This window comes from Streptomyces malaysiensis subsp. samsunensis (assembly GCF_024519315.1).
In the GTDB taxonomy this organism is placed as follows: Bacteria; Actinomycetota; Actinomycetes; order Streptomycetales; family Streptomycetaceae; genus Streptomyces; species Streptomyces malaysiensis.
In genome coordinates, this window is the sequence record NZ_JANIIC010000043.1 from 11,772 (window position 1) to 36,823 (window position 25,052).

Here is a 25,052-nt window from a genome sequence, read left to right on the forward strand (position 1 = left end):
GGCCGCCGGAAATGGTTACCGGGCGGTATTCCGTGATATTGGCAGCATGGTGATATCGCCCTTGAGGGGCCCGGTGCCCCTGGCTATACAGGAGCCATCCACCGCTGAAAAGGATGGACATGACTTCTGTCGGCCATGCCCCCGAAAAGCTGATGTCCCTGCCGGCCCTGCTCGCCAGGCGAGCCGCCGAAAACCCGGACGGCCTCGCCTACTGCTATCTCCGCAACGGCGAGGACCCGGACGACCGGGTCACCTACGCGGAGCTCCGGCGCCAGGCCCTCGTGCGCGCGGCCGAACTCCGCCGCCGGGACATGCGCGGCCGCGGTGCCGTCCTGATGTACCCCACCGGCCTGGAGTTCGTCCGCGCCTGGCTCGGCTGCACCGCCGCCGGGGTCATGGGGGCGCCCGTACAGGTGCCCAGGAACGGCCAGGCGCTGCGCCGGCTGCGCTCCGTCGCCGACGACTCGGGCACCACCTGGGTCCTCACCACCGCGGAGACCCGCGACCGGCTGCTGGCCGACTTCCCCGGCGCGCCCGAGCTGCGCGGTCTGGAGCTGCTGGCCACCGACGAGTTCCCGGAAGCGGCGACGGCCGGGGAGCCGCTGCCCGCCGCCGGACCGGACGATGTGGCGCTGCTCCAGTACACCTCCGGCTCCACCGGCACGCCCAAGGGCGTGATGGTCACCCACCGCAACTTCTGGCACAACGCCGCCGAGACCGACGCCCTGTGGCCCACACGGGGCGGCACCGTCGTCTCCTGGCTTCCCCTCTTCCACGACATGGGGCTGCTGTTCGGCGTCGTGCTGCCCCTGTGGGCGGGAATCCCCTCCTACCTCATGGGCCCCGAGGCGTTCGTCCGCCGCCCGGCCCGCTGGCTGGAGGCCCTCTCCCGGTTCCGCGGCACCCATGCCGCGGCCCCCAACTTCGCCTACGACCTGTGCGTACGGGAGGCACCCCCCGCGCCGGGCTGTGATCTGTCCGCCTGGCGGGCGGCCGTCAACGGTGCCGAGCCGGTGCGGCTCCACACCATCCGGGCGTTCATCGAGGCGTTCACCCCCTACGGCCTGGACCCGCGTGCGGTCTCGCCGGGATACGGCCTCGCCGAACACACCCTCAAGATCAGCGGCAGCGGCCCCGGCGAACCACCGCGGGCCCTCACCCTCTCGCCCGCGGACCTCGGCGAGGGACGGGTCACCGAGACCACGGACGCCGCCGCGGTGCCCGTGGTCAGCTGCGGCCGCACCATCGGCGGCACCCGCGTGCGGATCGTGGACCCCGCCACCGGCCGTGCGGCCGCCCCCGACCGGGTGGGCGAGATCTGGGCCACCGGCCCCTGTGTGGCGGCCGGATACGCGGGCCGTGAGCGGGAGAGCGAGGAGACCTTCCGGGCCCGGATCGCCGGCGACGCCGACACCGCGGCGTTCCTGCGCACCGGCGACATCGGCTTCGTCCGCGACGGCGAGCTCTATGTCACCGGGCGGCTCAAGGACCTCCTCGTGGTCAAGGGCCGCAACCACTACCCGCAGGACCTGGAGTACTCCGCCGAGCGCAGCCACCCCGCGCTGCGCCCCGCGTCCGCGGCCGCCTTCGCGGTCGACCGGGGCGACCGGGAGGCCCTCGTGGTGGTGATCGAGGCGGACGGCCGGGCGCTGCGCGCGGCCGGCCACGACGTGCTGGTCAGCGCCGTGCGCGAGCGGGTGCGCAGCGACCACCGGCTGGAGGCCGAGGACGTCGTCGTCATCCGCCGCGGCACCCTGCCCAAGACCACGAGCGGCAAGGTGCGCCGCGGCACCTGCCGCCAGCAGTACGTGGACGGCACCCTCGTACGGGTGGGCGGAGGCCCGGCATGACCGGGCGTCAGGGCCACCCCGGCGCGCGCATCCTGGGGCTCGGCGGCTACCGTCCCGCCCGCACCGTGCCCAACGAGGAGCTGTGCGCCCGGCTGGACTCCTCCGACACCTGGATACGGCGCCGGTCGGGCATCGTCAGCAGGCGCCACGCCGGGCCGGACGAGACGGTGATCGCCATGGCCGCGCACGCCGGGGGCAAGGCCCTGGCCGACGCGGGCGTGGCCCCGGCCGACGTCGACACCGTGCTGCTCGCCTCGATGTCCTACCTGTACCAGAGCCCGGCCGCGGCACCCCAGGTGGCCTCGGCCCTCGGCGTGCGATCCGCCGCCGCCTTCGATGTGCACGTCGCCTGCGCGGGGTTCTGCTACGCCCTCGCCGTGGCGGACGGGCTGATCCGCGCGGGCACCTCCCGCCGGGTGCTGGTGATCGGCTCCGAGCGGATGACCGACATCGTCGACCCGGACGACCGGGGGGCCGCCTTCCTCTTCGCGGACGGCGCGGGCGCGGTGCTGGTCGGCCCCGCCGCCGAACCCGGGATCCACTCCGTGGCCTGGGGCTCCGACGGGGAGCAGCACGGCCTCATCGCCCACCAGGAGCCCTGGACCGCCGTCCGGGACGCGGACCGCCCCTGGCCGTATATGCGGATGGCCGGGTCCGAGGTGTTCCGCTGGGCGATCAGGGAGGTGCCGCGCACGGCCGCCGCCGCCCTGAGCCGGGCGGGCGTCACGGTGGATCAGCTGTCCGCCTTCATCCCGCACCAGGCCAACCTGCGCATCACCGAGGCCGTGGCCAAGGCGCTGGAACTGCCGCCGCATGTGGTGGTCGCCGACGACATCAGATCCGCGGGCAACACCTCCGCCGCGTCCGTCCCGCTCGCCATGGAGGCCCTCAGGGACCGCGGGGCGCTGCCCTCGGGGGGACTCGCCCTGCTGGCGGGGTTCGGCGCGGGGCTCGCGCACGCCGCGCTGGTGGTCAATCTGCCGTGACGGGCCGCCCCGGCCGGGCCCGCCGGCCCAGCCGCAGGGCGGTCAGGCCGTACAGGACCCCGCCGAGCACGAAATAGGCGTCGACGCAGACCCCGGACCAGATGGTGTACGCGGAAGGGTGGGCGTCGCCGGTGATCTGCTCGTACGTCAGCCCGGTCAGGCCGTGGGGCGCGAGGCCGGTGGAGCGCAGCGCCGTGTCCAGCAGCCCGGCGCCGCCGCGCACCGCCACCAGCGCGGCGCCGGTCCACAGGCAGAACAGCGCCGCCCAGCGCGGGATCCGCCGCCCCCACGGCCGGGTCAGCGCCAGCGGCAGCACGATGCCCACCGCGAACATGCCGACGATGACCGCGCCCTGGACCCGGTCGCCGGTGCTGGTGGCCTCCGGCACCACATCGGGCGCGTCGCCGAGCCCGAACCGGCCCCCGGCGAACCAGTAGACATGCATCGCGGTGAAGACGACCGCCCAGCCGAAGGCGGCCAGGGCGGCCCGGCGCGGCTCCGGCGCCGGCCCCGCCCCGGCGGCCGTTCCCGATCCGGTCACGCGCCGGCCCGCGCGCGCCGCGGCACGCCCTCGATCGCGTCGGCCGCCGCCGCGGCGCCGCCCTCCGCGACGATCTCCGCACGCAGCTTCGCCAGCCGCAGGGGCACCTCGGGGTCGGCCGACACCCGCTCCACCGCCTCCCGCAGCTCATCGCCGGTGACGCCCTCGAAGGGCACCCGTACGCCGATGCCCAGCTCGTCGATCACCCGGGCGTTCTCCATCTGATCGAACCCCATGGGCACGGCCACCATCGGAACGCCGTGCTGGACCGCCTCCATGGTGGAGCCCATACCCGCGTGGGTGATGAACACCGCGGCCTCGGCCAGGACCTGGAGCTGCGGAACCTCGGCGATCAGCTCGAAGTGCGGGGGCAGCGGCCCGAAGTCCGCCGGGTCCAGATGCCTGCCGATCGACATCACCACATGCCACGGCGAATCGGCGAACGCCTCCGCGCACTCGAAGAAGACCCGCTGCACCTCGGGCACCTCGGGCGCGACCGAACCGAACGCGATCAGCAGCACCGGACGGCCGTCCGCGGGCGGCCGCCAGGGCGCCTGGTGGTCCTGTCCGCGCACCACGGGGCCCACGAAGGTGTAGGCGTCGCCGAGTTCGTCCGCGTCGGCCTGGAAGGCCCGCGGGATGGTGACCACATAGTGGTCGGCCCGGCCGACGTAGAGGAACTCCTCGATGGTCAGGTCCATCCCGCCCGCGTCCAGGAAGCGCTGGAACTCGTCCCGGTAGGCCAGCCACGCCGGATCGTCCGCCACCGAGGCGTAGAACGGGGCCAGGTCGCGCTCGTAGGTGTTGCTTGACACCCGGGTCGGGGAGAGCCGCACCGCCGGGACGTCCCAGCGCCCGGCCAGGATCTGGGCGGAGAGCGCGGCGTAGTCGTAGAGGATCAGATCGGGGCGGTCGTCCTCGAACGCGGCGATCTGCTGCGGCAGCACCGCGACCGCCTCCCGCAGGAAGAGCGAGGACATCGCGACCACATCGCGGATGGGGAACCGCTCGCCGCGGCTCGCGTCCGGGAAGGTGGTCCGGTAGAGCACCGGCTCGGCCCCGGTGGCCCGCACCGCCGCGGCGTGCCCCTCGTCGATGGAGAAGCTGACCCGGTGCCCCCGCTCGACCAATTCGGCGCAGAGCGCGAGATTCGGATTCACATGACCGTCCGCCGGGATGTTGAACATCGCGATGTGCAGCGGTCGCGCATTCTCCGGAATTCCCTCCGGAAGGCCCGGACGAGAGACGCTCACGGATAACTCCTCTTCCGCCATCCGGACGCCTCAGATGGCCGGTTGACGTCATGTGGTGAATTCGATGCTAGGAAAGCCGGGCAGCACGGTCGAGTGCGCAGTCAGCTTCCTGCCAAGGGTTCAGGGGATCCCTTGCGGGGCTGTCTGCTTCGCCCTTGTCTGAGACCTGCGTCACGCTCTCCGAAAAGGATTCGCGGGCGGCCTGATCACCCTCGGGAGGGGCTGATTGAGATGATTTCCCAAAAGATACTCGACGGTAGAAGCGAATTGACGTCCGAACCGGGGGAGGACCGGGATCAGCACGCCCGGGAGCTGGCCGCAGTGGTGCTCGCCGCGGGCAACGGCGAGCGCATGGGACCCGGCCCCCAGAAGGTGCTGCGCGAGGTGGGCGGCCGGGCCATGCTCGGCCATGTCCTCGACGCCGTAGCCGAACTCGCCCCGCGGCGCACGGTCGTGGTCACCGGACACCACCGCGCGGACGTCGAGGAGTACCTCGCCGCCCGGTTCGCCGACGTCGCGCCCGCGCCGGAGACCGCCGTCCAGGAGCACCAGGGCGGCTACGGACACGCCCTGCTCACCGCCGTGAACCGGCTCCCGGACTTCACCGGGACCATCCTGGTCAGCTGCGGGGACGCGCCGCTGCTCACCGGGGACACCCTGGCCCGGCTGGTCGCCGAGCACGAGAAGGCGGGCAACGCCATGACCCTGCTGTCCGGCCGGCTGCCGGACACCACCGGCTACAGCCTGGTGCTGCGCTCCGAGGTGGGCGAGTACGAGGCCCTGCTGCCGCCGGACCGGGCCGATCGCCGCGAGCCCGGCGACGGCCCGGCGGGCGGACGGCTGCGCGAAGTGGGGGCGGGGGTCTACGCCTTCGACGCCGCCGCCCTGCGCGCGGCCTTCGACGACCTGCTGACGAGCGGCCGCACCTCCGGCGAGTACCTGGCCACCGTGCTCGACCACTTCACCGCGCACGACCTGCGCATCGGCATCACCGTCGCGGAGGACCCGGACGACATCCTGGGCGCCAACGACCAGGTCCAGCTGGCCCGGGTGCGGGCCGTTCTGCGCGACCGGATCAACCGCTGGTGGCTGGCGGCCGGGGTGGACATCGCCGACCCGGCGACGGCCTGGATCGACGTCGGCGCCAGGCTGGCGGCCGGAGCGGTCGTCCTGCCCAACACCCGGGTGCTCGGCGCCAGTTCGGTGGGGTGCGGCGCGGTGATCGGCCCGGACGCCGAGGTGCGGGACTCCGCCGTGGGCGAGGGGGCGCTGGTGGAGCGGTCCACCGTGACCGCCTCGGACATCGGCGCGGACGCCCGGGTGCGGGCCTACTCGACCGTGTCCCGGTCCGGGATCGGCGCCGGTGCCGAAGTCACCGGCTCGGTGCTGGACCAGGCGGTCCTGGGGGCGTCGGCGCAGGTCGGCCCGTACGCCTATGTGCGCCCCGACACCCGGCTGGACGAGGGCGCCAAGGTCGGCACGTTCGTGGAGATCAAGAACTCCACGCTCGGCGCCGGGGCCAAGGTCCCGCATCTGTCGTACATCGGTGACGCGGACATCGGCGAGGGGAGCAACATCGGCGGCCTGTCCGGCTTCGCCAACTACGACGGCCGTAAGAAGTTCCGCTCCGTCGTGGGCCGCAACGTCCGCATCGGCGGCCAGAACGGGCTCATCGCACCGGTCACCATCGGCGACGGGGTCTACTCGGGCGCCCGCGCGCTGATCGCCGAGGACGTCCCGCCGGGCGCGCTCGTCATCTCCGAGGGGTCGCTCAAACAACGCAACATCCCCGGCTGGGTGCAGAAGAACCGGCCCGGCTCCGCGTCGGCGATCGCCGCGGCCATGGCCCAGGGCGAGACCGGGGAGCTGGAGACGGCCGACGGCGTCCGTCAGCGGGTCCCCCGCACCACCGAGCCGCCGGAGCCCCCCGCCGCGCACGAACCGTCCACCACCGATGACGAACGGTCCATGCCCTGATGCCCTCCCACATCCTCGTCGTCTCCCCGCACCTGGACGACGCCGCGCTGTCCGCCGGCAGCCGCATCCACCACCTGGCCTCCGAAGGCGCCGAGGTCACGGTCTTCACCATGTTCGCGGGCATCCCGCCGCTGCCGTACTCGCCCATCGCCGAGTACTTCCACTACACCTGGGGCCTGGAGACCGAGCCGATGGAGCACCGGCGGGAGGAGGACCGCAAGGCCATGGCCCGGCTGGGCGCCACTCCGCTCCACGGCGAGTTCCTCGACGCGGTCTACCGGCGGCGGTCCGACGGCGGCTGGCTCATCGACGTCGACGGGCCGATGGTGCAGGGCAGCGAGGCCGTCGAGCCCCAGCTCTGCGACCTGCTCATGCGCGCCGTGGCCGAGCTGGCCGAGCGGATCCAGCCCGACGTGGTCCTCACCAGCGCGGCGGTCGGCAACCACATCGACCACCGGCGCACCCGCGACGCGGTGGTCACCGCGCTCGCCGGGAAGGTCCCGGTGCGGTGCTGGGAGGACCTCCCCTACGGGCTGCGGGGCAGTGACATCCCCCCGCTTCCGGACGGCCGCGCCCTGCTGGACCCGGTGGCCGAGACCGCGGGGGAAGCCTCCTGGGCCGCCAAGTACGCGGCGATCGAGTGCTACCGCTCGCAGCACTCCATGCTCTGGCCGCCCGACGCGGACTTCCGGGACCTGTTCGACGCCCACGCCACGAGCCATGGCGGCGGGACCCCGGCCGAGCTGTTCCGGCCGGTCGGCCCCTGACCGACCGGACCCCCGTCCTCCCACCGGTGGCCCTCCGCGACGCCGCGCGAAGGGCCACCGAGGCGTTCCGGCCGTCGCCGGAAGGTCGGGTCACACCCGTACGGTCTCGCCCGCCGCGTCGGGCTCCTCGGTCCGCCCCGGGCCGGAGGCGCCGGGCGCGCCGGGGGAGTCGTGGCGGTGGTTGGGCCACCACGCCTTGGAGCCGAGCATCGCGGTCACCGTGGGCACCAGCAGCAGCGCCATGATGAACGCGGTGAGCAGGATGCCGAAGGCGACGGCGAAGCCCATCTGCTGGAGCATGGTGTTGCTGGCCAGCATCAGCACACCGAAGGTGCCCGCCAGGATGATGGCGGCGGAACCGATCGTCGGCGCCGACTGGGCCACCGCGAGCCGCGCCGCCTCGGCCGGCGACTTGCCCTTGCGGACCTCCTCCCGCAATCGGGCCACCATCAGGATGTTGTAGTCCGTACCGATCGCCACCACGAACAGATAGACCACGATCGGCAGCATGAAGAGCAGCCCGTTCTCGCCCCTGACGTCCTGGAACAGCCAGACCGTCGAACCCAGGGTCGCGGCGAAGCCGAGACCCACGGCGAGCATCAGATACAGCGGTGCCACCACGCTGCGCAGCAGCAGGCCGAGGATCACCATGATGGCCAGGCCCGCGACCGGGAACACCAGCCGGTAGTCGTGGTTGACCGCGTCCTCGATATCGGCCAGCACCGCGGTCGTGCCGCCCACCAGGGCCTTGGTGCCGTCGGGCGCGGAGCTGTGCGCGGTGTCCCGCAGGTCCCCGGAGACCAGCTCGATGGCCTTCTCGGAGGCGGGCCGGTGCTTCAGCACGACGCTGAACTGGGCCACGTCGCCCTTGGGGTTGAGCCCGGCGGGGGAGACCTCGCCGACGCCCTCGACCCCCGCCAGCTTCTGCCGGAACCCGGTCAGCGCCGCGGGGTCCAGCTTGCCGCCGCCGTCCGACTGGACGTACACCAGGCTCGGGTCGGACTCACCGGCCGAGAAGCTCTTCTGGAGCTCCGCCATGGCCTGGACGGACTCCAGGTCCTTGGGCAGCGAGCTGTCGGTGTCGAACTCGGCCTTGAAGCCCAACGCGCCCACCGCGAGGGCGGCCAGCACACAGGCGGACACCGTGGCGATCAGCCCGGGACGGCGTGAGACCAGGGAGCCGGTGCCGTTGGCCAGCCGGTTGCGGGGGGCCCGCTGCCACGCCTTGGACGGCCAGAACGCCTTCGTCCCCAGCAGCGAGAACACCGCGGGCACCAGGGTGAGGGCCGCCACCAGCGTCACCGCGACGGAGATCGCCAGCGAGGGGCCCATGGCGCGCATGCTGCCCATCGTCGACAGGGTCAGGGCGAGGAACGCCACGATGACCGCGCCGGCCGCCGAGGCGATGGTCTCGCCGACCCGGGAGACCGCGTTGACCAGGGCCTCCTTGGCCTCCTGACCCTGGCGGAGGTGTTCGCGGTAACGGAACAGCAGGAACAGCATGTAGTCCGTGCCGACGCCGAACAGCACCACGATCAGGATCGCGGACACTCCGCTGTCGGCCTCGAGCCCGAACCAATCGCTTGCGGTGGCGATCAGACCCTGGGCCATGATGAACATCACCAGGATCATCAGCACGGGCATGAACGCGATGAGCGGACTGCGGAAGATGGCGCCGAGCAGCACGATGATCAGGACCAGGGTGGCCATCATGATCATGGCGTCGGTGTCACCCTCGGACTCGGTGGCATCGAGGCCCGAGGCCGCCGGACCGGTCACATCGACCTTCAGCGAGGTGCCCTTCAGCAGCTTGTCGCGGTCCGCGCGCAGGTCCTTGATCGACTGCTGGGTGTCCTCGTCGTAGAGGTCCTTCTTGGTCGAGTAGATGTTGGCCAGCGCCATCTTGCCGTCCTTGGAGACGGCTTCGGGCGTGGTCACCACGGCCTTGAAGGTCTTGTACTGCTCGCCCTGGAACCCCTTGGTCGCCTTGATGACGGCGGCCTTGTCGGCCTCGGAGAGCTTGTTCCCGTCCGACCGCTGGTAGACCAGGATGGCCGCCGCGCTCTCCTGCTGCGGGAACGCCTGCTCCTGGATCTTGGACACCCGCACCGATTCATAGTGCGAGGGAAGGAAGTCGGCCTGGTCGGTGCTGGACTTCAGCGGTGGGGCAAGGATGGCCAGGCCGACCGCCGCGATGACCCACAACGCGACGATCAGCCATGGACGGTTGACGGAGAACCGTCCTATTCGCCCGAACATGACGCTCCTTAGGGATTTAAGGTTCCAGTAATAGGGCACGCTAGGACAGCCGTTCGGGCCGCACCATGTGTCCCCGTGGAAATCGGCCTGGGGGTTGAGGGCGGCTCCGCCAAACGGTTTAGGGAAGCGGTCCGTGTATCAGCATCCGTGCTGATGGCGCCCTCCATGCCCCGGGCCGACGGCCACCGTCCGAGTCTCGGGTGCCGCTGTGGAGGCGGGCCGTGAAGTGGGGCGGAACGACATGTTGTTGACAAAAATGGGGTGTGCGGCGGCCCGCCGTGGGCCCGACACCTCCCGCCCCGTCCGCTTCCTGACACCACATCCCGTACGCCTGGTCACGAGACCCCATCACGCCTCGTCAGGAGCGTCCCGAAGGGGGTTGGCGAAGGGCCGTCTTCGCGGCGTCGACGAACTCCGTGAGGGCCTGCCAGAACGGGCGGAAGGCGTCATGGAAGCGCTGCGGAGCATCCGGCTCACCCGAGCGCATCGCGCCCAGGGCGCGGTGGAACGGGCCGGTGGCCTTCTGTAGCGCGTTCGCGGCGGCGGCCGCGGCTTCCGGGCCCTCCAGTTCGACCACGCGCACACAGCGGCGCATCCTGCCGTACTCGTCGCGCTCGCGCTCGGCCAGTTCGTCCAGGAGGGCGGGGCGGCGCTCCGCCTCGCCGGTTCGCTGGACGGCGGCCACCTCCCAGTACAACTCGCCCATGCTGTGGGTCTGTTCGATCAGATCGAGGTACGCGGTGCGGCGGCTGTCGCGCAGCCGCTCCACGCGCTGGGCGAGCGCCGCGGTGTCCGCCTGGATCCGGGCGGCCCGGGTGTTGCCGCGGCTGGTGACCCAGCTGGCCAGTACGGCCGTGCCGCCGGTGAGGGCTGCGATCCAGAACGTGTTGTCGGCCATGGCCCCCCGTATCGTCCGCCACTCCATGAGCGCTGGTCATCCGCCGTCCCTTGGTCATCATCGGCCACCGCGGCTATCCCCCGATGGTAGGAAGATACGGAAGGAGTAACGGTTCGGCGGTATGTGCCACAGATATGTTCCGGAGCATGAGCGCATCCGGGCTGCTGCCCGCCAGGACCCAACTGCGGCCCGTGGTCTCCGAGTTGAGGCTGTCAGCCTTCAAGAGCCACCGCCGTGCCGCCTTCCCGCTGGGCCCGCTGACCCTGATCTCCGGGCCGAGCGGCAGCGGTAAGTCCGGGGTGCTGGAGGCGTACGCGGCGCTCGCGCGGCTCGCGGGCGGCGCCCGGCTCACGGAGGTGTTCCGCGATCCGGCCGCGTACATCCCGCGCCGGGCGCGGCCGGACCGGCAGGGGCGGCGCGGCTTCCGCATCGGCTGCACCGTGGACGGCCCGGTCGGGCCCGTACGGCTCGATGTCGCCGTCCAGGCCGAGCCCGAACTGCGCATCGTGGGCGAGCGGATGACCGGGGCGGGGGAGACCCTGCTGGAGACGGCGCTGCGCGACCCCGGGCGGCGCTGTGTGCAGGCCGCCTGGCACACCGCGGGAGCGGTCGCGGTCACCCGCGCCCCGCTGCCCGACGACCGGCTGGCCACCTCGCTGCTGCCGCTGCGGGTCGCGGGCACCACGGAGGGGCAGCGGCTCGCGCTGGCCGCCGCCGAGCAGGTGGTCATCGCGCTGCGCTCGGTCTTCCCCTGCGATCCGCGGCCGGAGCGGATGCGGGCGCCCGCGGTGCCCAGGGACGGGCGGCTGCGCGGCTGCTGCGAGAACCTGGCCGCGGTCCTGCGGCGCACCAGCCGCGAATGCGGTACGCGGCACGCGGCGCTGGTCGCGGCGGTCCGGGCGGGGTGCGCGGGACCGGTCGAGGGCCTGGTCACGGAGGGGCGCGCGGACGGGGTGGTGCGGGCCCTGGTCCAGCAGGGCGAGTTCGGCGCGATGCCCGTGGAGCGGCTGGGCGACGGCGAGCTGCGCTATCTCGCCCTCGCGCTCGTGCTGTTGACCGGGCCCGGTGTGCTGGCCGTGGACCCGGCGGCCGATGTGCTCCCCGCGCGGCAGGTGCTGACCGTGCTGGCCGATGGATTCGACCGGTGTCTGGACCGGCGGCAGGCGCGGGAGCTCCTGGGGGTGGCGGCCCGGATGTGCGCACGGGGGCACATCCGGCTGGTGGGGACGGTGGGGGACGTGACGGGGGCGGTCGGGGACGCCCCCGTCACGGTGGTAAACCTGGGGCGTGAGCGAGTCCTATGAGAGCGAGCGACGAACCGACGGCCTGGATGTGGCGGTGTTGCAGCGCAGGCTGGCCGCCTTCGCGGCGGCGCGCGACTGGCAGCGGTACCACACCCCCAAGAACCTCGCGGCGGCGCTGAGCGTCGAGGCGTCGGAGCTGGTGGAGATCTTCCAGTGGCTGACGCCCGAGCAGTCGGCGCGGGTGATGGAGGACGAGGGCGCGGCGGCCCGGGTCGAGGACGAGGTCGCCGATGTGCTGGCCTATCTGCTCCAGTTCTGCGAGGTGCTGGGGATCGACGCGCTCGCGGCGCTCTCGGCGAAGATCGACCGGAACGAGGGGCGGTTCCCGGCGAACGGGGGGCGCTGAACGGCGGACGGGGGCGCTCATCGCGACGTACGGGGGCGCTGATCGCGAAGGGCGGCCAGGCGCTGATCGTGAACGGGGGCTTTGGCGGTGAATGGGGGGTCTGGCGGTGAACGGGGGACTATGGCAGTGAACGGGCGGTGTGGCGGTGAACCGTGATCTCGCCCGTCCATAGAGCGTTTGCCCCCGCATTTCGTCACTCTCCGTAGTGAGAAAGTTATCCACACCGCAACTGTTGTCAACAGATTCCTGAATTCCCCTAGCTTTTCTGCCTGTTAATCATCACTCTGGGTAGTGGAGGAGTGACGGGCTCGGAAGTCCGTTGAGAGGGGTGCGGGGAATGGACGCGATGCGGCTGATCGGTGTCACCCGGCACGCCCTGGCAAAGGCCGGGAGCGTGCACGACATCGTGGCCGAAGCCTGGCAGGTTCAAGCGCTGGCCGAAGCGGTCGGCGGATATTTCGTGGTGAGCGGCCCGGCGGCCGCGCGAGCGGAGGCGCGCGGTCTGTGCGAGGCGGGCGGGCGGGCGCGCGGCGCCCTCTTCCGCCCGGCGCTGCACCACCCCACGCTGCGCGGCGGCGGTTTACGGGCCGCCCAGCTCTCGGAGGTGCGCGATCCGAGAGGGGTGCTGCTGGCGCTGGGGGAGCTGCTCGCGGAGGCGGGCTTCGCGCTGGTCGGGGTCGCCTCCAACACCGAGGAGGAGGCGCTGTACTGGCAGTGCGTGGAGGCGATCGACGCGGCGGACGAGGCCCGGGACCGGGTGCACGGAATGCTGAGGCATCTCACCTTCCGCGAATGGGGTGGGGAGTGGGGTGGTGCCGCGTGAAGATGCAGGATGGGTGGCATGGATCTTCGCATCTTCACCGAGCCCCAGCAGGGGGCGACCTACGACACCCTGCTCACCGTCGCCAAGGCCACCGAGGACCTGGGCTTCGACGCCTTCTTCCGGTCCGACCACTATCTGCACATGGGAAGCGTGGACGGCCTCCCGGGTCCGTCCGACGCCTGGATCACCCTGGCCGGGCTGGCCCGCGAGACCCGGCGGATCCGGCTGGGCACCCTGATGACCGCCGCCACCTTCCGGCTGCCCGGTGTGCTGGCGATCCAGGTCGCGCAGGTCGACCAGATGTCGGGTGGCCGGGTCGAGCTGGGCCTGGGCGCGGGCTGGTTCGAGGAGGAGCACCGGGCCTATGGGATCCCCTTCCCCAAGGAGAAGTTCTCGCGGCTGGAGGAGCAGCTGGCCATCGTCACCGGGCTGTGGCGGACCCCGGTCGGCGAGACCTTCGGCTATGACGGTGCCCACTACCAGCTGGTGGACTCCCCGGCGCTGCCCAAGCCCGCGCAGAGCAGGGTGCCGGTGCTGATCGGCGGCCAGGGGACCACCCGTACCCCGCGGCTGGCCGCCCAGTACGCGGACGAGTTCAATATGCCGTTCGCCTCGGCCGAGGACAGCGAGCGCCAGTTCGGCCGGGTGCGGGAGGCGGCCGAGGCCGCCGGCCGCAAGGGCGACGACCTGGTGTACTCCAACGCGCTGGTGGCGTGCGTGGGCAAGGACGACGCCGAGGTCGCCCGGCGGGCCGCGGCGATCGGCCGGGAGGTCGAGGAGGTCAAGGAGAACGGTCTGGCGGGCACCCCGGCCGAGGTCGTCGACAAGATCGGCCGCTATGCGGAGGCGGGCGCCTCCCGGATGTACCTCCAGATGCTGGACCTGGCGGACCTCGACCATCTGGAGATGATCTCCTCGCAGGTCCAGGCCCAGCTGGGCTGAGCGCACCACCAGGAGCACCCGTGATGTCCGTACCCCGCACACCCTTGGCCGCCGCGCTGGAGCACGGGCCGCTCGTCCTCGACGGCGGGCTGTCCAACCAGCTGGAGGCACAGGGCTGCGATCTCTCCGACGAACTGTGGTCGGCCCGGCTGCTGGCCGATGACCCGGGGCAGATCGAGGCGGCCCACACCGCCTACGCACGGGCGGGCGCACGGGTGCTCATCACCAGCAGCTATCAGGCCACGTATGAGGGCTTCGCCCATCGGGGTCTGGGCCATGAGGAGGCCACGGCGCTGCTGAGGCGCAGCGTGGAGCTGGCGCGCATGGCCGCCGAGCGGGCGGTCGTCGAGCCCATGGCCGCGGGGCGGGCAGCCGTCGAGGGGGTGGAGGCGGGGCGGGCGGCAGTCGAGCGTACGGCGGCCGTGCGGGCGGTCGTCGAGCGGGCGGAGGCGGGGCAGACCGATCCGGGTGGCGCGGGTGGCGGGGGCGACGTGGGCGCTGGGTCGGTGTGGGTCGCCGCCTCCGTGGGCCCCTATGGGGCCATGCTGGCGGACGGCAGCGAGTATCGGGGGCGGTACGGACTGAGCGTGGCCGAGCTGACGCGGTTCCACCGGCCGAGGATCGAGGCGCTGGCCGCGGCCGGGCCCGATGCGCTGGCGCTGGAGACGGTGCCGGACGCCGATGAGGCCGCGGCGATGCTGAGCGCCGTCGAGGGCTGTGGGGTGCCCGTCTGGCTCTCCTACAGCATCGCGGGGGAGACCACCCGGGCCGGGCAGCCGCTGAGGGACGCGTTCGCCCTGGCCGCGGGGGTCGACCAGGTGATCGCCGTCGGCGTCAACTGCTGTGAACCGGGCGACGCGGACCGGGCCGTGGAGATCGCGGCCGGTATCACCGGCAAACCGGTGGTGGTCTATCCGAACAGCGGAGAGGAGTGGGATGTCGCGGCGCGGAGCTGGCGCGGCCGCTCGACCTTCGACCCGGGGCGGGTGCGGGCATGGGGGGACGCGGGGGCGCGGCTCATCGGCGGCTGCTGCCGGGTGGGGCCGGAGCGGATCGCGGAGCTGGCCGCCGTGGTGAGAAGCCATTAGGTGAGGGAGGGCCGCAGGGCGATACCCGGACGGGTGTTCTTGACCGTAAACGCTCGAGGCCGTAAACGCTCGAGGCCGTAAACCCCGTCCTTCAACGCGGGGTTGGGCCGGTGCCGGGCCCGTAGGGCTTGGCGGCGCGGGCCCCGGGGTTCCGGCCGCCGGGAGTCAGGCGGCCGGTGCGCGCGATGCCCGGGCCCGGAACGCGCGGCGGTAGTCGTGGGGCGGCACCCCCACCGCCCGGGTGAAGTGGCGGCGCAGATTGGCCGCCGTCCCCAGCCCGCACAGCTCCGCGATCCGGTCCACCGGCAGATCGCCGCCCTCCAGCAGCTCCCGGGCGCGCCCGATCCGCTGGCCCTGGAGCCAGCGCAGCGGTGTCGTACCCGTGGCGGCGTGGAAGCGGCGGGCCAGGGTGCGTGGGCTGGTGTGGGCGCGGCGGGCGAGGTCGGCCACGGTCAGCGGTTCGTGCAGCCGCTCGGCGGCCCAGTGCAGCAGCGGGGCGAGCGAGTCGTCGGTGCGCTCGGGCAGCGGCGCCTCGATGTACTGGGCCTGGCCGCCCGGCCGGTGGGCGGGCGCGACGAGCTGCCGGGCCAGGGTGTTCGCCACCTCGGTGCCGTAGTCCTCGCGCACCAGATGCAGACAGACGTCGATACAGGCCGTGGAGCCCGCCCCCGTCAGCACATCGCCGTGGTCGACATAGAGCACGGACGGATCGAGCCGTACGGCCGGATAGCGCTCGGCGAACAGCGCCGCGTACATCCAGTGGGTGGCCGCCGTACGGCCGTCGAGCAGTCCGGTCGCGGCGAGGGTGAACGCGCCCGAGCACAGCGACACGATGCGGGCGCCCCGCCGATGGGCCTCGCGCAGCGCGTCGACCAGCTCCGGCGGCGGATCGCCGCGCACATCGGCCGAGGCCGGGACGATCACCGTGTCGGCCGTGAGCAGCTCCTCGGTGCCGTACGGGGTGTGGGCGGCGAACCACGAGCGGGCGGCGACCGGGTCACCGGCCCCCTCACCGCCCGGTCCGATCGCACAGACCCGCAGCTCGTACCAGGGGTCGGGGAGCCCGGGGCGATCGGTGCCGAAGACATGGCAGGGCACCGCCAGATCGAAGATCGGCATGCCCGGGACGACGGCGAGGGCGATGGATCGCATGGCAAAAATGTAGCGCATGCTGTCACTCTTGCCACTCGTTGCACCGTACCCCGGGGCCGATGCTGGACAGGCATGACGACCCCTTCCTCAAAGGCCCAGGGGAGCGGTGTGCCCGCGGCCACCCCGGACAAGGCCCCTGCCACCACGCCGGGTTCGGCCCCTGCAACCGCCCCGGACAAGGCCCCCGACGCGGCCCCCGGGATGGCACCCGAGACGGCCCCGGCCGCCGTCTCCGACGCGGCCCCCGCTCCCGACGCGGCTCCCGACGCGGCCCCCGCCCCCGACCCCCGGCGCTGGCTGATCCTCGCCGTCGCGTCGGCGGCCCAGTTCCTCGCCGTGCTCGACATGATCGCGGTGAACATCGCCTTCCCCGCGATCGGCGCGGACTTCAGCTCCGCGTCCACCGCCGAGCTGTCCTGGGTGCTCAACGCCTACACGATCGTGCTCGCGGCGCTGATGGTCCCGGCCGGGCGGCTGGCCGACGCGATCGGCGGGCGGCGCTCGTTCCTGACCGGTATCGCGCTCTTCGGGCTCGCCTCCCTCGCCTGTGGTGCCGCCCCCGGGCTCGGCACGCTGATCGCCGCGCGCGTGGCGCAGGGCGTGGCGGCGGCCGTCCTGGTGCCCACCTCCCTCTCGCTCGCCCTGCCCGCCTTCCCACGGCGTGAGCGGGCCACGGCCGTCGGCGTCTGGACGGCGGTGAGCGCGGTCGCGGCGAGTTCGGGGCCGGTGGCGGGCGGGCTGCTGGCCGCCTCCGACTGGCGCTGGATCTTCCTCATCAATCCGCCCGTGGTGCTGGTGGCATGGGTGGCCGGGCTGCGGCTGCTGCCGCCGCGCACCGGGCCCGTCCCCGGTGGGCGCCGCCGTCTCGATCCGCTGGGCACGCTGCTGGTCCTCCTCGGCACCGGGGCCGTCACCACCGCCTGTGTCGAGGCCGCGGACTGGGGCTACGGCGCCCCGGCCACCCTCGGCTTCCTCGCCACCGGCCTTGTCGTGGGCGCGCTGGCGGTGGCGCACGTACGCCGCCACCCCGATCCGGTGGTGGACCCCGGGCTGTTCCGGACCCGTGCCTTCACCGCCGCCGCGCTCGGTCTGCTGAGCTACTTCCTCGCCTACGCCGCCTCGCTGCTCGCCGCGACGCTGCTGTTCACCGGGGCGTGGGGCTGGTCCCCGGCCAGGGCGGGCCTGGCCGTGACGCCCTGGCCGCTGGCCGTCCTGGTGGTGTCGACGCTGTCGGGGCGGATCGTACGGGCGCTGGGGGAGCGGACCACGGCCGTCGTCGGCGGGCTGTGCTTCGCGGCCGGGCCGATGTGGTGGGTGCTTCTCGCGAGCGGTGACGGCGCCCACTACGCCGTGGAGTTCATGCCCGGACTGGTGCTCACCGGGATCGGCGCGGGGCTCTACCAGCCGGTGATGTTCTCGGCCGCCGGGCTGCTTCCGGCCCGTCGGCTCTCCCTCGGCTCCGGGGTGCTGATGATGTCCCGGCAGGGTGGTTCGGCCCTGGGTGTCGCGGCGCTGGTCGTGATCACCGGGGGCGCGGCGCGGCCGGGGCTCGACGCGTTGCGCGCCGGGTGGATCTTCACGGCGGTGACCGCGGCGCTCGCGGCCGTCGCGGGCGCCGCCTTGCGCACGGGCGTTCGTCACGAGACCGGGGAGACCCGGAAGAATCGAACCGATTCGGGGGAGAACCATGGATCCGGCAGGGACCCCGCACGGCACCATTGACGTGCCCGTGCCAGCTGCTTAGCGTGCTGATCGGTCCCTGGGTTCTCCGCAGGCATGACGACGACGAGCTGAGCGGGGAGGGCGGATGAGTCTCTTCGAGGATGGACGGCCCTTTCTGCACGCGCTGCCCGCCGAGGACCGGCGCGCGCTGCTCGGCCTGGGCACCCCTCGCGCCTACGCCGCCGGCGAGGTCGTGCTGCGCGAGCACGACCGTACGACCTTCGTCGTCGCGATCACCTCCGGCTGGTCCACCGTCTCGGTGGAGACCGAGCGCGGGGTGCGGCTGATCCTGGCGCTGCGCGGGGCGGGCGAGGTCGTGGGCGACCAGGCCGCGGTGGACCACGGCTCGCGCAGCGCCACCGTCACCGCGCTCGGCCCGATGGAGGCGGTGGTGGTCTCCGGCGACCGGTTCCGGGCCTATCTGGCGGCACGTCCCGTCGCGACCGTGCTGATCATGCGTCAGTTCAGCTCCCGGCTGCGCAGCTCCGACGGGGAGCGGCGGTCACTCGCCTCGGAGAAGGTGCTCCAGCGGCTGGCGGCCCGGCTGGTCGAACTCGCCGAGCGCACCGGCCACCCCGGCGCCGACGGGGCGATCACCGTCGATCTGCCGCTGCCGCAGCACGACATAGCGGCCGCGGTGGGCTCGACCCGGGAGGCGGTCGCCAAGGCGCTGCGGCTGCTGCGCGCCCAGGGCGTCGTCCGGACCGCCTCGCGCCGCTTCGTGGTGATGAACATCGGGCTGCTGCGGCTGCTGGCCGAGGGCCGTGCGACTGGGGAGCACATCCCGGCCCGCCCCCGCGATTGAGCGCGGGCGCGCACTCCCCACGCCTTTCCGCGCGACTGTGTAAACGGCTACAGCCGTCCCGCCGTTCCCCGGCGACCCTGGAGTCGGCACAGGGCGCTGGGCCGTGAGCGACGGGGGTGCGCACGGCCGGGCCCTGCCCGGAGAAGTACCACCGGACAGGGTCCAAGCGCCCCGCACCGGAGAAGGGCGGCGGGGTGGGCAGGGGGACGAGCCCCGCCGCCCGCTTCGCGCATTCACCGGCACCCCATCACCACCGCCCCGGGAAACGGGGGCCACGGCATGAAGGACGGCGGGCGATGAACGCAGCGGAAGACGTCAACGTCCCGGCGGAGTCGCCGGGACGACGGCTGGAGATCCCCAAGGGCGGCCCGCTGGACGGGGCGGGCCAGCCGGGCGGCGCCCGTACGGCGCGCGAGGCACGCGCCCATCTGCACATCCCCGTCGGTCCCGCCCGGCTGTGCGCCGAACCGGCGCCCCATCCCCTGCCCGAAGGCCCGGTGCCCCGCGAGGAGCTGGACCGGCTGCGCCGTCTGTACCGGACCGTTCCCGGCCATACGGCGATGCGCGACCATCTGCGGCGCACCCGGCTGCTGGCGCTGTGCGGCGAACCCGGCACCGGCCGCGCCTGGACCGGGCTCGCCCTTCTCGCCGAGCTGTCCGAGCTGGTCGGTGGCGGGGTCGCCCGGCTCGGGTCCGGCATCCCGTACGGGGCGTCGGGTATGCAGACGACCGAGAAGACCGAGCGGGGCCATGGCTATCTCCTCGAACTCCCCGCCGAACAGGCCGACTCCACGGTCGAACCCCTGCTGGACCGGCTGCGCGCACACTTCGCCGAGCACGAGGCGTTCTGCGTGGTCCTGGTCGCGGGCGGCCCGGCCGCCGAGCGGCTGCTGCGCGGTCGCCGCCACGCCGTGCCGTACGAGCCCCCGGCCGCCGCCGAGGTCCTCGACCGCCACTTGGCCGAGCTGCTCGCCGACCGCCCAGCCGAACTGCTGGAGACGGCCCGCGCCACCGCCCGCCGCCCCGAACTGGCCGAGGCGCTCGGCCTGGACGAGCCGCGGCCCGGCGAGGCCGCCCGGCTCGCCGGCCATCTGGCCGCGCACGCCGAGGGCAGGCTGTCCGAGGAGCGGCTGCTGGAGCACTGCCGGTCGTTCGCCCCGCACCAGGCCCGTGAGTGGCTTCTGGAGGCCGCGCGCCCCGGCACCCTGCCCGCCGCGCTGCCCGCGCTGCGCACCGCCGCGCTGCGGATCGCGCTCGCCGTCTTCGACGGCTCGTCGCACAGCCTCATGGCGGAGGCCGCCGAGCTGCTGACCTGGGAACTGGCCGTCACGCTCGATCCGCAGTACGCACCGGGCCGCCCGCTGTTCTCCGCCCGCCCCGGGGCCTCGCTCGCCATGGCGCGCGCGGTTCACGGCGAGGGGGTGGAGGACCTCGGGGACGCCTCGGTGCCCGTGCGCGCGGTGTGGTTCGAGGGGCGGCGGCTGGCGCCCGCCGTGCTCCACGAGTCCTGGGACGCCCACCACAACCTCCGTGGCCCGATGGCCCGTTGGCTGCGCGCGCTGTGCGACGACCCGCGCCCCCAGGTGTGGGTGCGCGCGGCGGTCGCCGCGGGCGTGCTGTGCGCCCGCGACTATCTCTACGGCCTGGTCGAGCTGGCCCTGCCGCTGGCCCGCACCGACAGCCCGGTGCAGCGGATGGCGGCGGCCACCGCGCTCGCCGAGGCGTCCCGCGCCCCGGAGGTGCGCCCCGCCGTGAACGGACTGCTGCACGACTGGGCGCGCGGCGACGACGAGCGCGAGTGCGAGACCGCCGCGCTCGCCCACGGCTACGGCCTGGCGGCCGGCTCGGTCGCGGCGTCCCTGGAGGAACTCGGCCGGATCGCCTGCGCCGACGACGGCCGCACCACCTCCTACAGCGTGCTGCGGCTGCTGGCCGGGCCCGAACCGGAGACCGTACTGGCCGCGCTCACCCGCTGGCTGCGCGACACCCGGCGGCCCCGCCGGGACCTGGCGCTGCTCACGGCGCTGCGCGCGGTCACCACCCGCACCTCGTATCTGTGGGGGCTGTGCGAGGTGCCGGAGCTGGAGCCGTACGCCGCCTGGCCGCTGGCCACGGCGCTGCTGGCGGCCCGTCCGGAGTGCGAGCCACGGCTCGCCGAGCTGCTGCGGTCCACGCTGACCTGGGCCAGATCGGCCGGGGCCGCCGAGGACGCGCTGGTCGGCTGGATCCGGCGGGCGGCCCGCGACGAACGACAGGTCGCGGTGTTGTGCGACTTTCTGCCCCGGCTGGCGCAGGACGGTGACGAGCCGCTCGACGCCGGGGCGGCCATACGCATACGGGAGGTGCTGGAGGCGCTGTGAGGAGAAGGACATCAATGGTGAAAGAGACAGAGGACCCGAAAGACACGGAGACCGCATACGACAGCACGGCGGACCGGGCGAGGCCGGCGGGCGCGGGGGCCCGCCGAGTCTCGGTCACCGGGGCGCGCATGCTGCGCGAGGCGCTGCGCGACGGCGGCGATGCCCTGCCCGCTGCGCTGCGGGAGGCCGACGACGGCCTGCTGCTGAGCGCGCTCGACGAGGGGCTGCCCGCCGAGCGGGCCACCCGCGTCGTGGTCGAGCTGGTGCGCCGCGCGCCCGAGCGCGGACCGGAGCTGGCGGCCGCGGTCTGCGAGAAGGTGCTGCTCGCGCAGCTCTATCTCGACCCGCCGCACCGGGTGCCGGGCGGTTCGGCCGCGGACCCCGGCCGCCGGTTGCGGGTGCGCAACGCGCTGATGCTGTACGAGGGGCTGGTCCGCCCGTACGCGGGGCGCGGTGCGATACCGGAGCTGATGGCGTGCGTCCTGCCCGGTCTGTGGGCGGCGGGCGACGGCGCGGGCCGTGAGGTGGTGCGCCGGATCGTCGGCACCCGGCAGCTCACCGGGTTCGGTGAGAAGGGCTGGAAGGCGCTGTTCGGCGGCGTGGCCGAGGAGTGCCGGGAGTACGAGGCGGAGGCGGCCCGCGCCACCCGGCGCGAGACGCGGTGGCGCCGGCGGCGCGGGGTGGCCGACGACGCCGCGCGTCTCGATCTGAAGCCCGGCCAGCTGTGGGTCTCCGCCCTGCTGGGGTTCATCGCGGTGGCGCTGGTGCTGATCGTGGTGATCGCGGCCGGATAGCCGAGCGTGGTCGGATAGCCGATCGCGGCCCGATAGCCGAGCGCGGCCGGACGGCCGCCCCGCACGGCCGGGCGCGGGCCCCGCCCCCGCCGGGTCCCGCCCGGCGCCGCGCGTTCGTCACCCCTCCTCCGCCGAATCGCGGTCGGCGCGAGAGAGATCCGTCTCGCCGAGCGTTCACAATGGGCCGCGAGCGGCGAAGATGGGGGCATGGGATTCCATGTCGACTCCGAGGCCGGGCGGCTGCGCCGCGTCATACTGCACCGCCCCGACCTGGAGCTCAAGCGGCTCACCCCCTCCAACAGGGACGCTCTGCTCTTCGACGACGTCCTGTGGGTGCGCCGCGCCCGCCAGGAGCACGACGGTTTCGCCGACGTCCTGCGGGACCGCGGGGTCGAGGTCCATCTCTTCGGGGATCTGCTCACCGAGAGCCTGGCCCAGCCGGAGGCGCGGTCGCTGGTGCTGGACCGGGTCTTCGACGAGAAGGAGTACGGCCCGCTGGCCACCGACCCGCTGCGCGCCGCCTTCGACGAGCTGACCGCCCCCGAGCTGACCGAGGCGCTGATCGGCGGCATGACCAAGCGGGAGTATCTGGAGCGGTACCCGGAGCCGGTCTCCGTCCGCTTCCACGCCATGGAGCCCGATGACTTCCTGGTCAACCCGCTGCCCAACCACCTCTTCACCCGGGACGCCTCGGCATGGGTGTACGACGGGGTGTCGATCAACGCGATGCGCTGGCCCGCCCGCTGGCACGAGACGGTGCACTACGAGGCCGTCTACCGCCATCACCCGCTCTTCGCGAAGGAGGACTTCCACGTCTGGTCGGAGGGCCAGGCCGCGTACCCCTCGACCATCGAGGGCGGCGATGTGCTGGTGCTCGGCAAGGGCGCGGTGCTGATCGGGATGAGCGAGCGGACCACTCCGCAGGCGGTGGAGATGATCGCCCACCGGCTCTTCGAGGCCGGTTCGGCCCGGACGATCGTGGCGCTCGACATGCCCAAGGGGCGGGCGTTCATGCACCTGGACACCGTGATGACCATGGTGGACGGGGACACCTTCACCCAGTACGCGGGGCTGGGGATGCTCCGCTCGTACACCATCGAGCCGGGCGCGGGCAGCCGGGACCTCAAGGTCACCGACCATCCGCCGGAGCATATGCACCGCGCGATAGCCGCGGCCCTCGGCCTGGACTCCATCCGTGTGCTCACCGCCACCCAGGACGTCCACGCGGCCGAGCGCGAGCAGTGGGACGACGGCTGCAATGTGCTCGCGGTCGAACCGGGCGTGGTGGTCGCCTACGAGCGGAACGCGACGACCAACACCTATCTGCGCAAGTGCGGGATCGAGGTCATCGACATCCCGGGCAGCGAGCTGGGCCGGGGCCGGGGCGGCCCGCGGTGCATGAGCTGTCCGGTCGAGCGGGACCCGGTGGAGCCGTAAGGCGAGGGTTCACCTTCCGTCCTCCGCATATATGCATAGCATCGTATATGCTTCCATGGTTTCCGGTCGCGGCGCCTTCGCCGTAGCTTTGATCCGCCGTGTCCGCCGTGTCCGTGCCGTGCCCTAGGAGCCCCCTGATGGCGATTGACCTCACCGGCCGCCACTTCCTCAAGGAGCTGGACTTCACCGCCGACGAGTTCCGTCGCCTGATCGACCTGGCCGCCGAGCTGAAGGCGGCCAAGCGCGCGGGCACCGAGGAGCGGCGGCTGCGGGGCAAGAACATCGCCCTGGTCTTCGAGAAGACCTCCACCCGCACCCGCTGTGCCTTCGAGGTCGCGGCCGCCGACCAGGGCGCCTCGACGACCTATCTCGATCCGGTGGGCTCACAGATCGGTCACAAGGAGTCGGTCAAGGACACCGCGCGGGTGCTCGGCCGGATGTATGACGCGATCGAGTACCGGGGCCACGGCCAGGGCGTCGTCGAGGAGCTCGCCGCGCACGCCGGGGTGCCCGTCTACAACGGCCTCACCGACGAATGGCACCCCACCCAGATGCTCGCCGATGTGCTGACCATGGCCGAGCACGGCGAGAAGCCGCTGGGCCGCGTGGCCTACGCCTACCTCGGCGACGCCCGGTACAACATGGGCAACTCCTACCTCGTCACCGGCGCCCTGCTCGGCATGGACGTCCGTATCGTCGCGCCCAAGCTGCTGTGGCCCGACAACACCATCGTGGAGCTGGCCCGGCAGCTCGCCGCGGCCTCCGGCGCCCGTATCTCGCTCACCGAGAGCGTCGAGGAGGGCGTGCGCGGTGCGGACTTCGTGGCCACCGACGTATGGGTGTCCATGGGCGAGCCCAAGGAGGTGTGGGACGAGCGGATAGCGCTGCTCGGGCCGTACGCGGTGACGATGGACGTGCTGCGCGCCACGGGCAACGACGCCGTGAAGTTCCTGCACTGCCTGCCGGCCTTCCACGATCTGGGCACCGACGTCGGCCGTGAGGTCCATGAGCGGCACGGGCTGACCGAGCTCGAGGTCACCGACGAGGTCTTCGAGTCCGAGCACTCCGTCGTCTTCGACGAGGCGGAGAACCGGATGCACACGATCAAGGCGGTGCTGGTCGCGACCCTCGGCGCTCCGTAAGGCGGTCTGGGGGGCGCTTCGTAAGGCGGCCCGCGAGGCATTCCAAGGGCGCCCTCAAGGCTCCTCGGGGCGCTCCACGGGCGGAAGGACGAACCAGACGGCCTTGCCGTAGGGGGTCGGCCGGTAGCCCGCGTCCGCGCTGAGGGTCCGGATCAGCAGCAGACCGCGCCCGCCCTCGGCGAGGCCGTCGGGTCTCTTGGGCCCTTCGGGCCGCCCCAGCGAGTCCAGTCCGCCGGGCGGATTCGGGTCCTGGTCGTGCACCTCGACCTGCCAGCCCCCGGTCGGCACCAGCTCCACGACCAGCTCTATCGGCTCGTCGCCGGCCGTGTGCCGCACCGCGTTGGCCACCAGCTCGGCCGTCAGCAGCTCCGCCGTGTCGCCGTCCACGGGCGCCCCGATGTCGGCCAGGGTGTTCCGGATCAGCGCACGTGCCAGGGGGACGGCGGCGGTCGTATGCGGCAGGGCGAAGCGCCAGGTGGCGGCGTGGGAGGGATCGGGCACGGAGGTGGTCCCGTCGGTCGGCGTGAAGCGGAATACCGCAGCCCTTGACGATATGAAGCGGACGATAGTGCCGGAAGGGACCGTGGACCACTCTTGGCGGGACCT

At 73.0% G+C, this 25,052-nt stretch carries 21 protein-coding genes; 15 read left to right on the forward strand and 6 right to left on the reverse strand.

Going from position 1 to position 25,052, the window contains the following annotated elements; translation table 11 throughout:
• Positions 1-119: 119 nt before the first annotated feature.
• Complete coding sequence (locus NQU54_RS30825) at positions 120-1,850, forward strand: fatty acyl-AMP ligase (RefSeq protein WP_257633899.1); 1,731 nt, start codon at positions 120-122, stop codon at positions 1,848-1,850.
• Complete coding sequence (locus tag NQU54_RS30830; protein ID WP_079259268.1) at positions 1,847-2,836, forward strand: beta-ketoacyl-ACP synthase III; 990 nt, start codon at positions 1,847-1,849, stop codon at positions 2,834-2,836. The genes NQU54_RS30825 and NQU54_RS30830 overlap by 4 nt, the downstream gene beginning before the upstream one ends.
• Here the strand turns inward: NQU54_RS30830 and NQU54_RS30835 are convergent.
• Positions 2,823-3,377, reverse strand: a complete 555-nt coding sequence (locus NQU54_RS30835; RefSeq protein ID WP_257633900.1) for a DUF3995 domain-containing protein — start codon at positions 3,375-3,377, stop codon at positions 2,823-2,825. The genes NQU54_RS30830 and NQU54_RS30835 overlap by 14 nt on opposite strands.
• Positions 3,374-4,630, reverse strand: a complete 1,257-nt coding sequence (locus NQU54_RS30840) for a macrolide family glycosyltransferase (protein WP_257633901.1) — start codon at positions 4,628-4,630, stop codon at positions 3,374-3,376. Before NQU54_RS30840 ends, NQU54_RS30835 begins: the two co-directional genes overlap by 4 nt.
• A gap of 267 nt (positions 4,631-4,897) precedes the next feature.
• Between NQU54_RS30840 and NQU54_RS30845 the strand changes: the two genes are divergently transcribed.
• A complete protein-coding gene (locus tag NQU54_RS30845; protein WP_257633902.1) occupies positions 4,898-6,607 on the forward strand; it encodes a bifunctional UDP-N-acetylglucosamine diphosphorylase/glucosamine-1-phosphate N-acetyltransferase GlmU in 1,710 nt (569 codons plus the stop codon).
• The gene (locus NQU54_RS30850; protein ID WP_257633903.1) at positions 6,607-7,374 is read left to right on the forward strand and encodes a PIG-L deacetylase family protein; all 768 of its coding nucleotides are present in this window, start codon (positions 6,607-6,609) and stop codon (positions 7,372-7,374) included. The genes NQU54_RS30845 and NQU54_RS30850 overlap by 1 nt, the downstream gene beginning before the upstream one ends.
• Before the next feature lie 90 nt (positions 7,375-7,464).
• Here NQU54_RS30850 and NQU54_RS30855 read toward each other — a convergent pair whose 3' ends face one another.
• Positions 7,465-9,633: an MMPL family transporter gene (locus NQU54_RS30855; protein ID WP_257633904.1), complete on the reverse strand. Its 2,169-nt coding sequence runs from the start codon at positions 9,631-9,633 to the stop codon at positions 7,465-7,467.
• 358 nt (positions 9,634-9,991) lie between these two features.
• Positions 9,992-10,531 carry a hypothetical protein gene (locus tag NQU54_RS30860; RefSeq protein WP_257633905.1) on the reverse strand — a complete coding sequence of 180 codons (540 nt, stop codon included), beginning with the start codon at positions 10,529-10,531 and terminating at the stop codon, positions 9,992-9,994.
• Positions 10,532-10,677: 146 nt separating this feature from the next.
• Here NQU54_RS30860 and NQU54_RS30865 point away from each other — a divergent pair, with 146 nt between their 5' ends.
• From NQU54_RS30865 to mmuM, 5 genes are all read left to right on the forward strand, one after another.
• Positions 10,678-11,835: an AAA family ATPase gene (locus tag NQU54_RS30865; protein WP_167503682.1), complete on the forward strand. Its 1,158-nt coding sequence runs from the start codon at positions 10,678-10,680 to the stop codon at positions 11,833-11,835.
• A complete protein-coding gene (locus NQU54_RS30870; protein ID WP_257633906.1) occupies positions 11,819-12,181 on the forward strand; it encodes a nucleotide pyrophosphohydrolase in 363 nt (120 codons plus the stop codon). The genes NQU54_RS30865 and NQU54_RS30870 overlap by 17 nt, the downstream gene beginning before the upstream one ends.
• Before the next feature lie 337 nt (positions 12,182-12,518).
• Complete coding sequence (locus tag NQU54_RS30875) at positions 12,519-13,004, forward strand: DUF6099 family protein (RefSeq protein ID WP_079259275.1); 486 nt, start codon at positions 12,519-12,521, stop codon at positions 13,002-13,004.
• An 18-nt stretch (positions 13,005-13,022) separates the two neighbouring features.
• Complete coding sequence (locus NQU54_RS30880; RefSeq protein ID WP_257633907.1) at positions 13,023-13,946, forward strand: LLM class F420-dependent oxidoreductase; 924 nt, start codon at positions 13,023-13,025, stop codon at positions 13,944-13,946.
• Positions 13,947-13,969: 23 nt separating this feature from the next.
• The gene (gene mmuM, locus NQU54_RS30885) at positions 13,970-15,034 is read left to right on the forward strand and encodes a homocysteine S-methyltransferase (RefSeq protein ID WP_257633908.1); all 1,065 of its coding nucleotides are present in this window, start codon (positions 13,970-13,972) and stop codon (positions 15,032-15,034) included.
• Positions 15,035-15,199: 165 nt separating this feature from the next.
• On the opposite strand, the gene NQU54_RS30890 is transcribed toward mmuM, so the two are convergent.
• Entirely contained in the window at positions 15,200-16,204 is a 1,005-nt protein-coding gene (locus NQU54_RS30890) for a GlxA family transcriptional regulator (RefSeq protein WP_441005759.1), read from the reverse strand.
• A 54-nt stretch (positions 16,205-16,258) separates the two neighbouring features.
• Here NQU54_RS30890 and NQU54_RS30895 point away from each other — a divergent pair, with 54 nt between their 5' ends.
• The 6 genes from NQU54_RS30895 to argF all read left to right on the forward strand — a co-directional run bounded on the left by NQU54_RS30895 (position 16,259) and on the right by argF (position 24,446).
• Complete coding sequence (locus tag NQU54_RS30895; protein WP_306279230.1) at positions 16,259-17,908, forward strand: MFS transporter; 1,650 nt, start codon at positions 16,259-16,261, stop codon at positions 17,906-17,908.
• A gap of 85 nt (positions 17,909-17,993) precedes the next feature.
• Positions 17,994-18,713, forward strand: a complete 720-nt coding sequence (locus NQU54_RS30900; protein WP_069867765.1) for a Crp/Fnr family transcriptional regulator — start codon at positions 17,994-17,996, stop codon at positions 18,711-18,713.
• Positions 18,714-19,009: 296 nt separating this feature from the next.
• On the forward strand, positions 19,010-21,073 hold the full coding sequence (locus tag NQU54_RS30905; RefSeq protein WP_257633909.1) for a hypothetical protein: 2,064 nt from the start codon (positions 19,010-19,012) through the stop codon (positions 21,071-21,073).
• Between the two features lie 14 nt (positions 21,074-21,087).
• Positions 21,088-21,867 (forward strand): hypothetical protein, encoded by a 780-nt coding sequence (locus NQU54_RS30910; protein ID WP_069867763.1) that lies wholly within the window; start codon positions 21,088-21,090, stop codon positions 21,865-21,867.
• Positions 21,868-22,074: 207 nt separating this feature from the next.
• The gene (locus NQU54_RS30915) at positions 22,075-23,304 is read left to right on the forward strand and encodes an arginine deiminase (RefSeq protein WP_099015207.1); all 1,230 of its coding nucleotides are present in this window, start codon (positions 22,075-22,077) and stop codon (positions 23,302-23,304) included.
• Positions 23,305-23,441: 137 nt separating this feature from the next.
• A complete protein-coding gene (gene argF / locus NQU54_RS30920; RefSeq protein WP_257633910.1) occupies positions 23,442-24,446 on the forward strand; it encodes an ornithine carbamoyltransferase in 1,005 nt (334 codons plus the stop codon).
• Positions 24,447-24,500: 54 nt separating this feature from the next.
• Here the strand turns inward: argF and NQU54_RS30925 are convergent, their stop codons facing one another.
• Positions 24,501-24,947, reverse strand: coding sequence for an ATP-binding protein (locus NQU54_RS30925; RefSeq protein ID WP_257633911.1), 447 nt, complete (start codon positions 24,945-24,947; stop codon positions 24,501-24,503).
• Positions 24,948-25,052 lie beyond the last annotated feature (105 nt).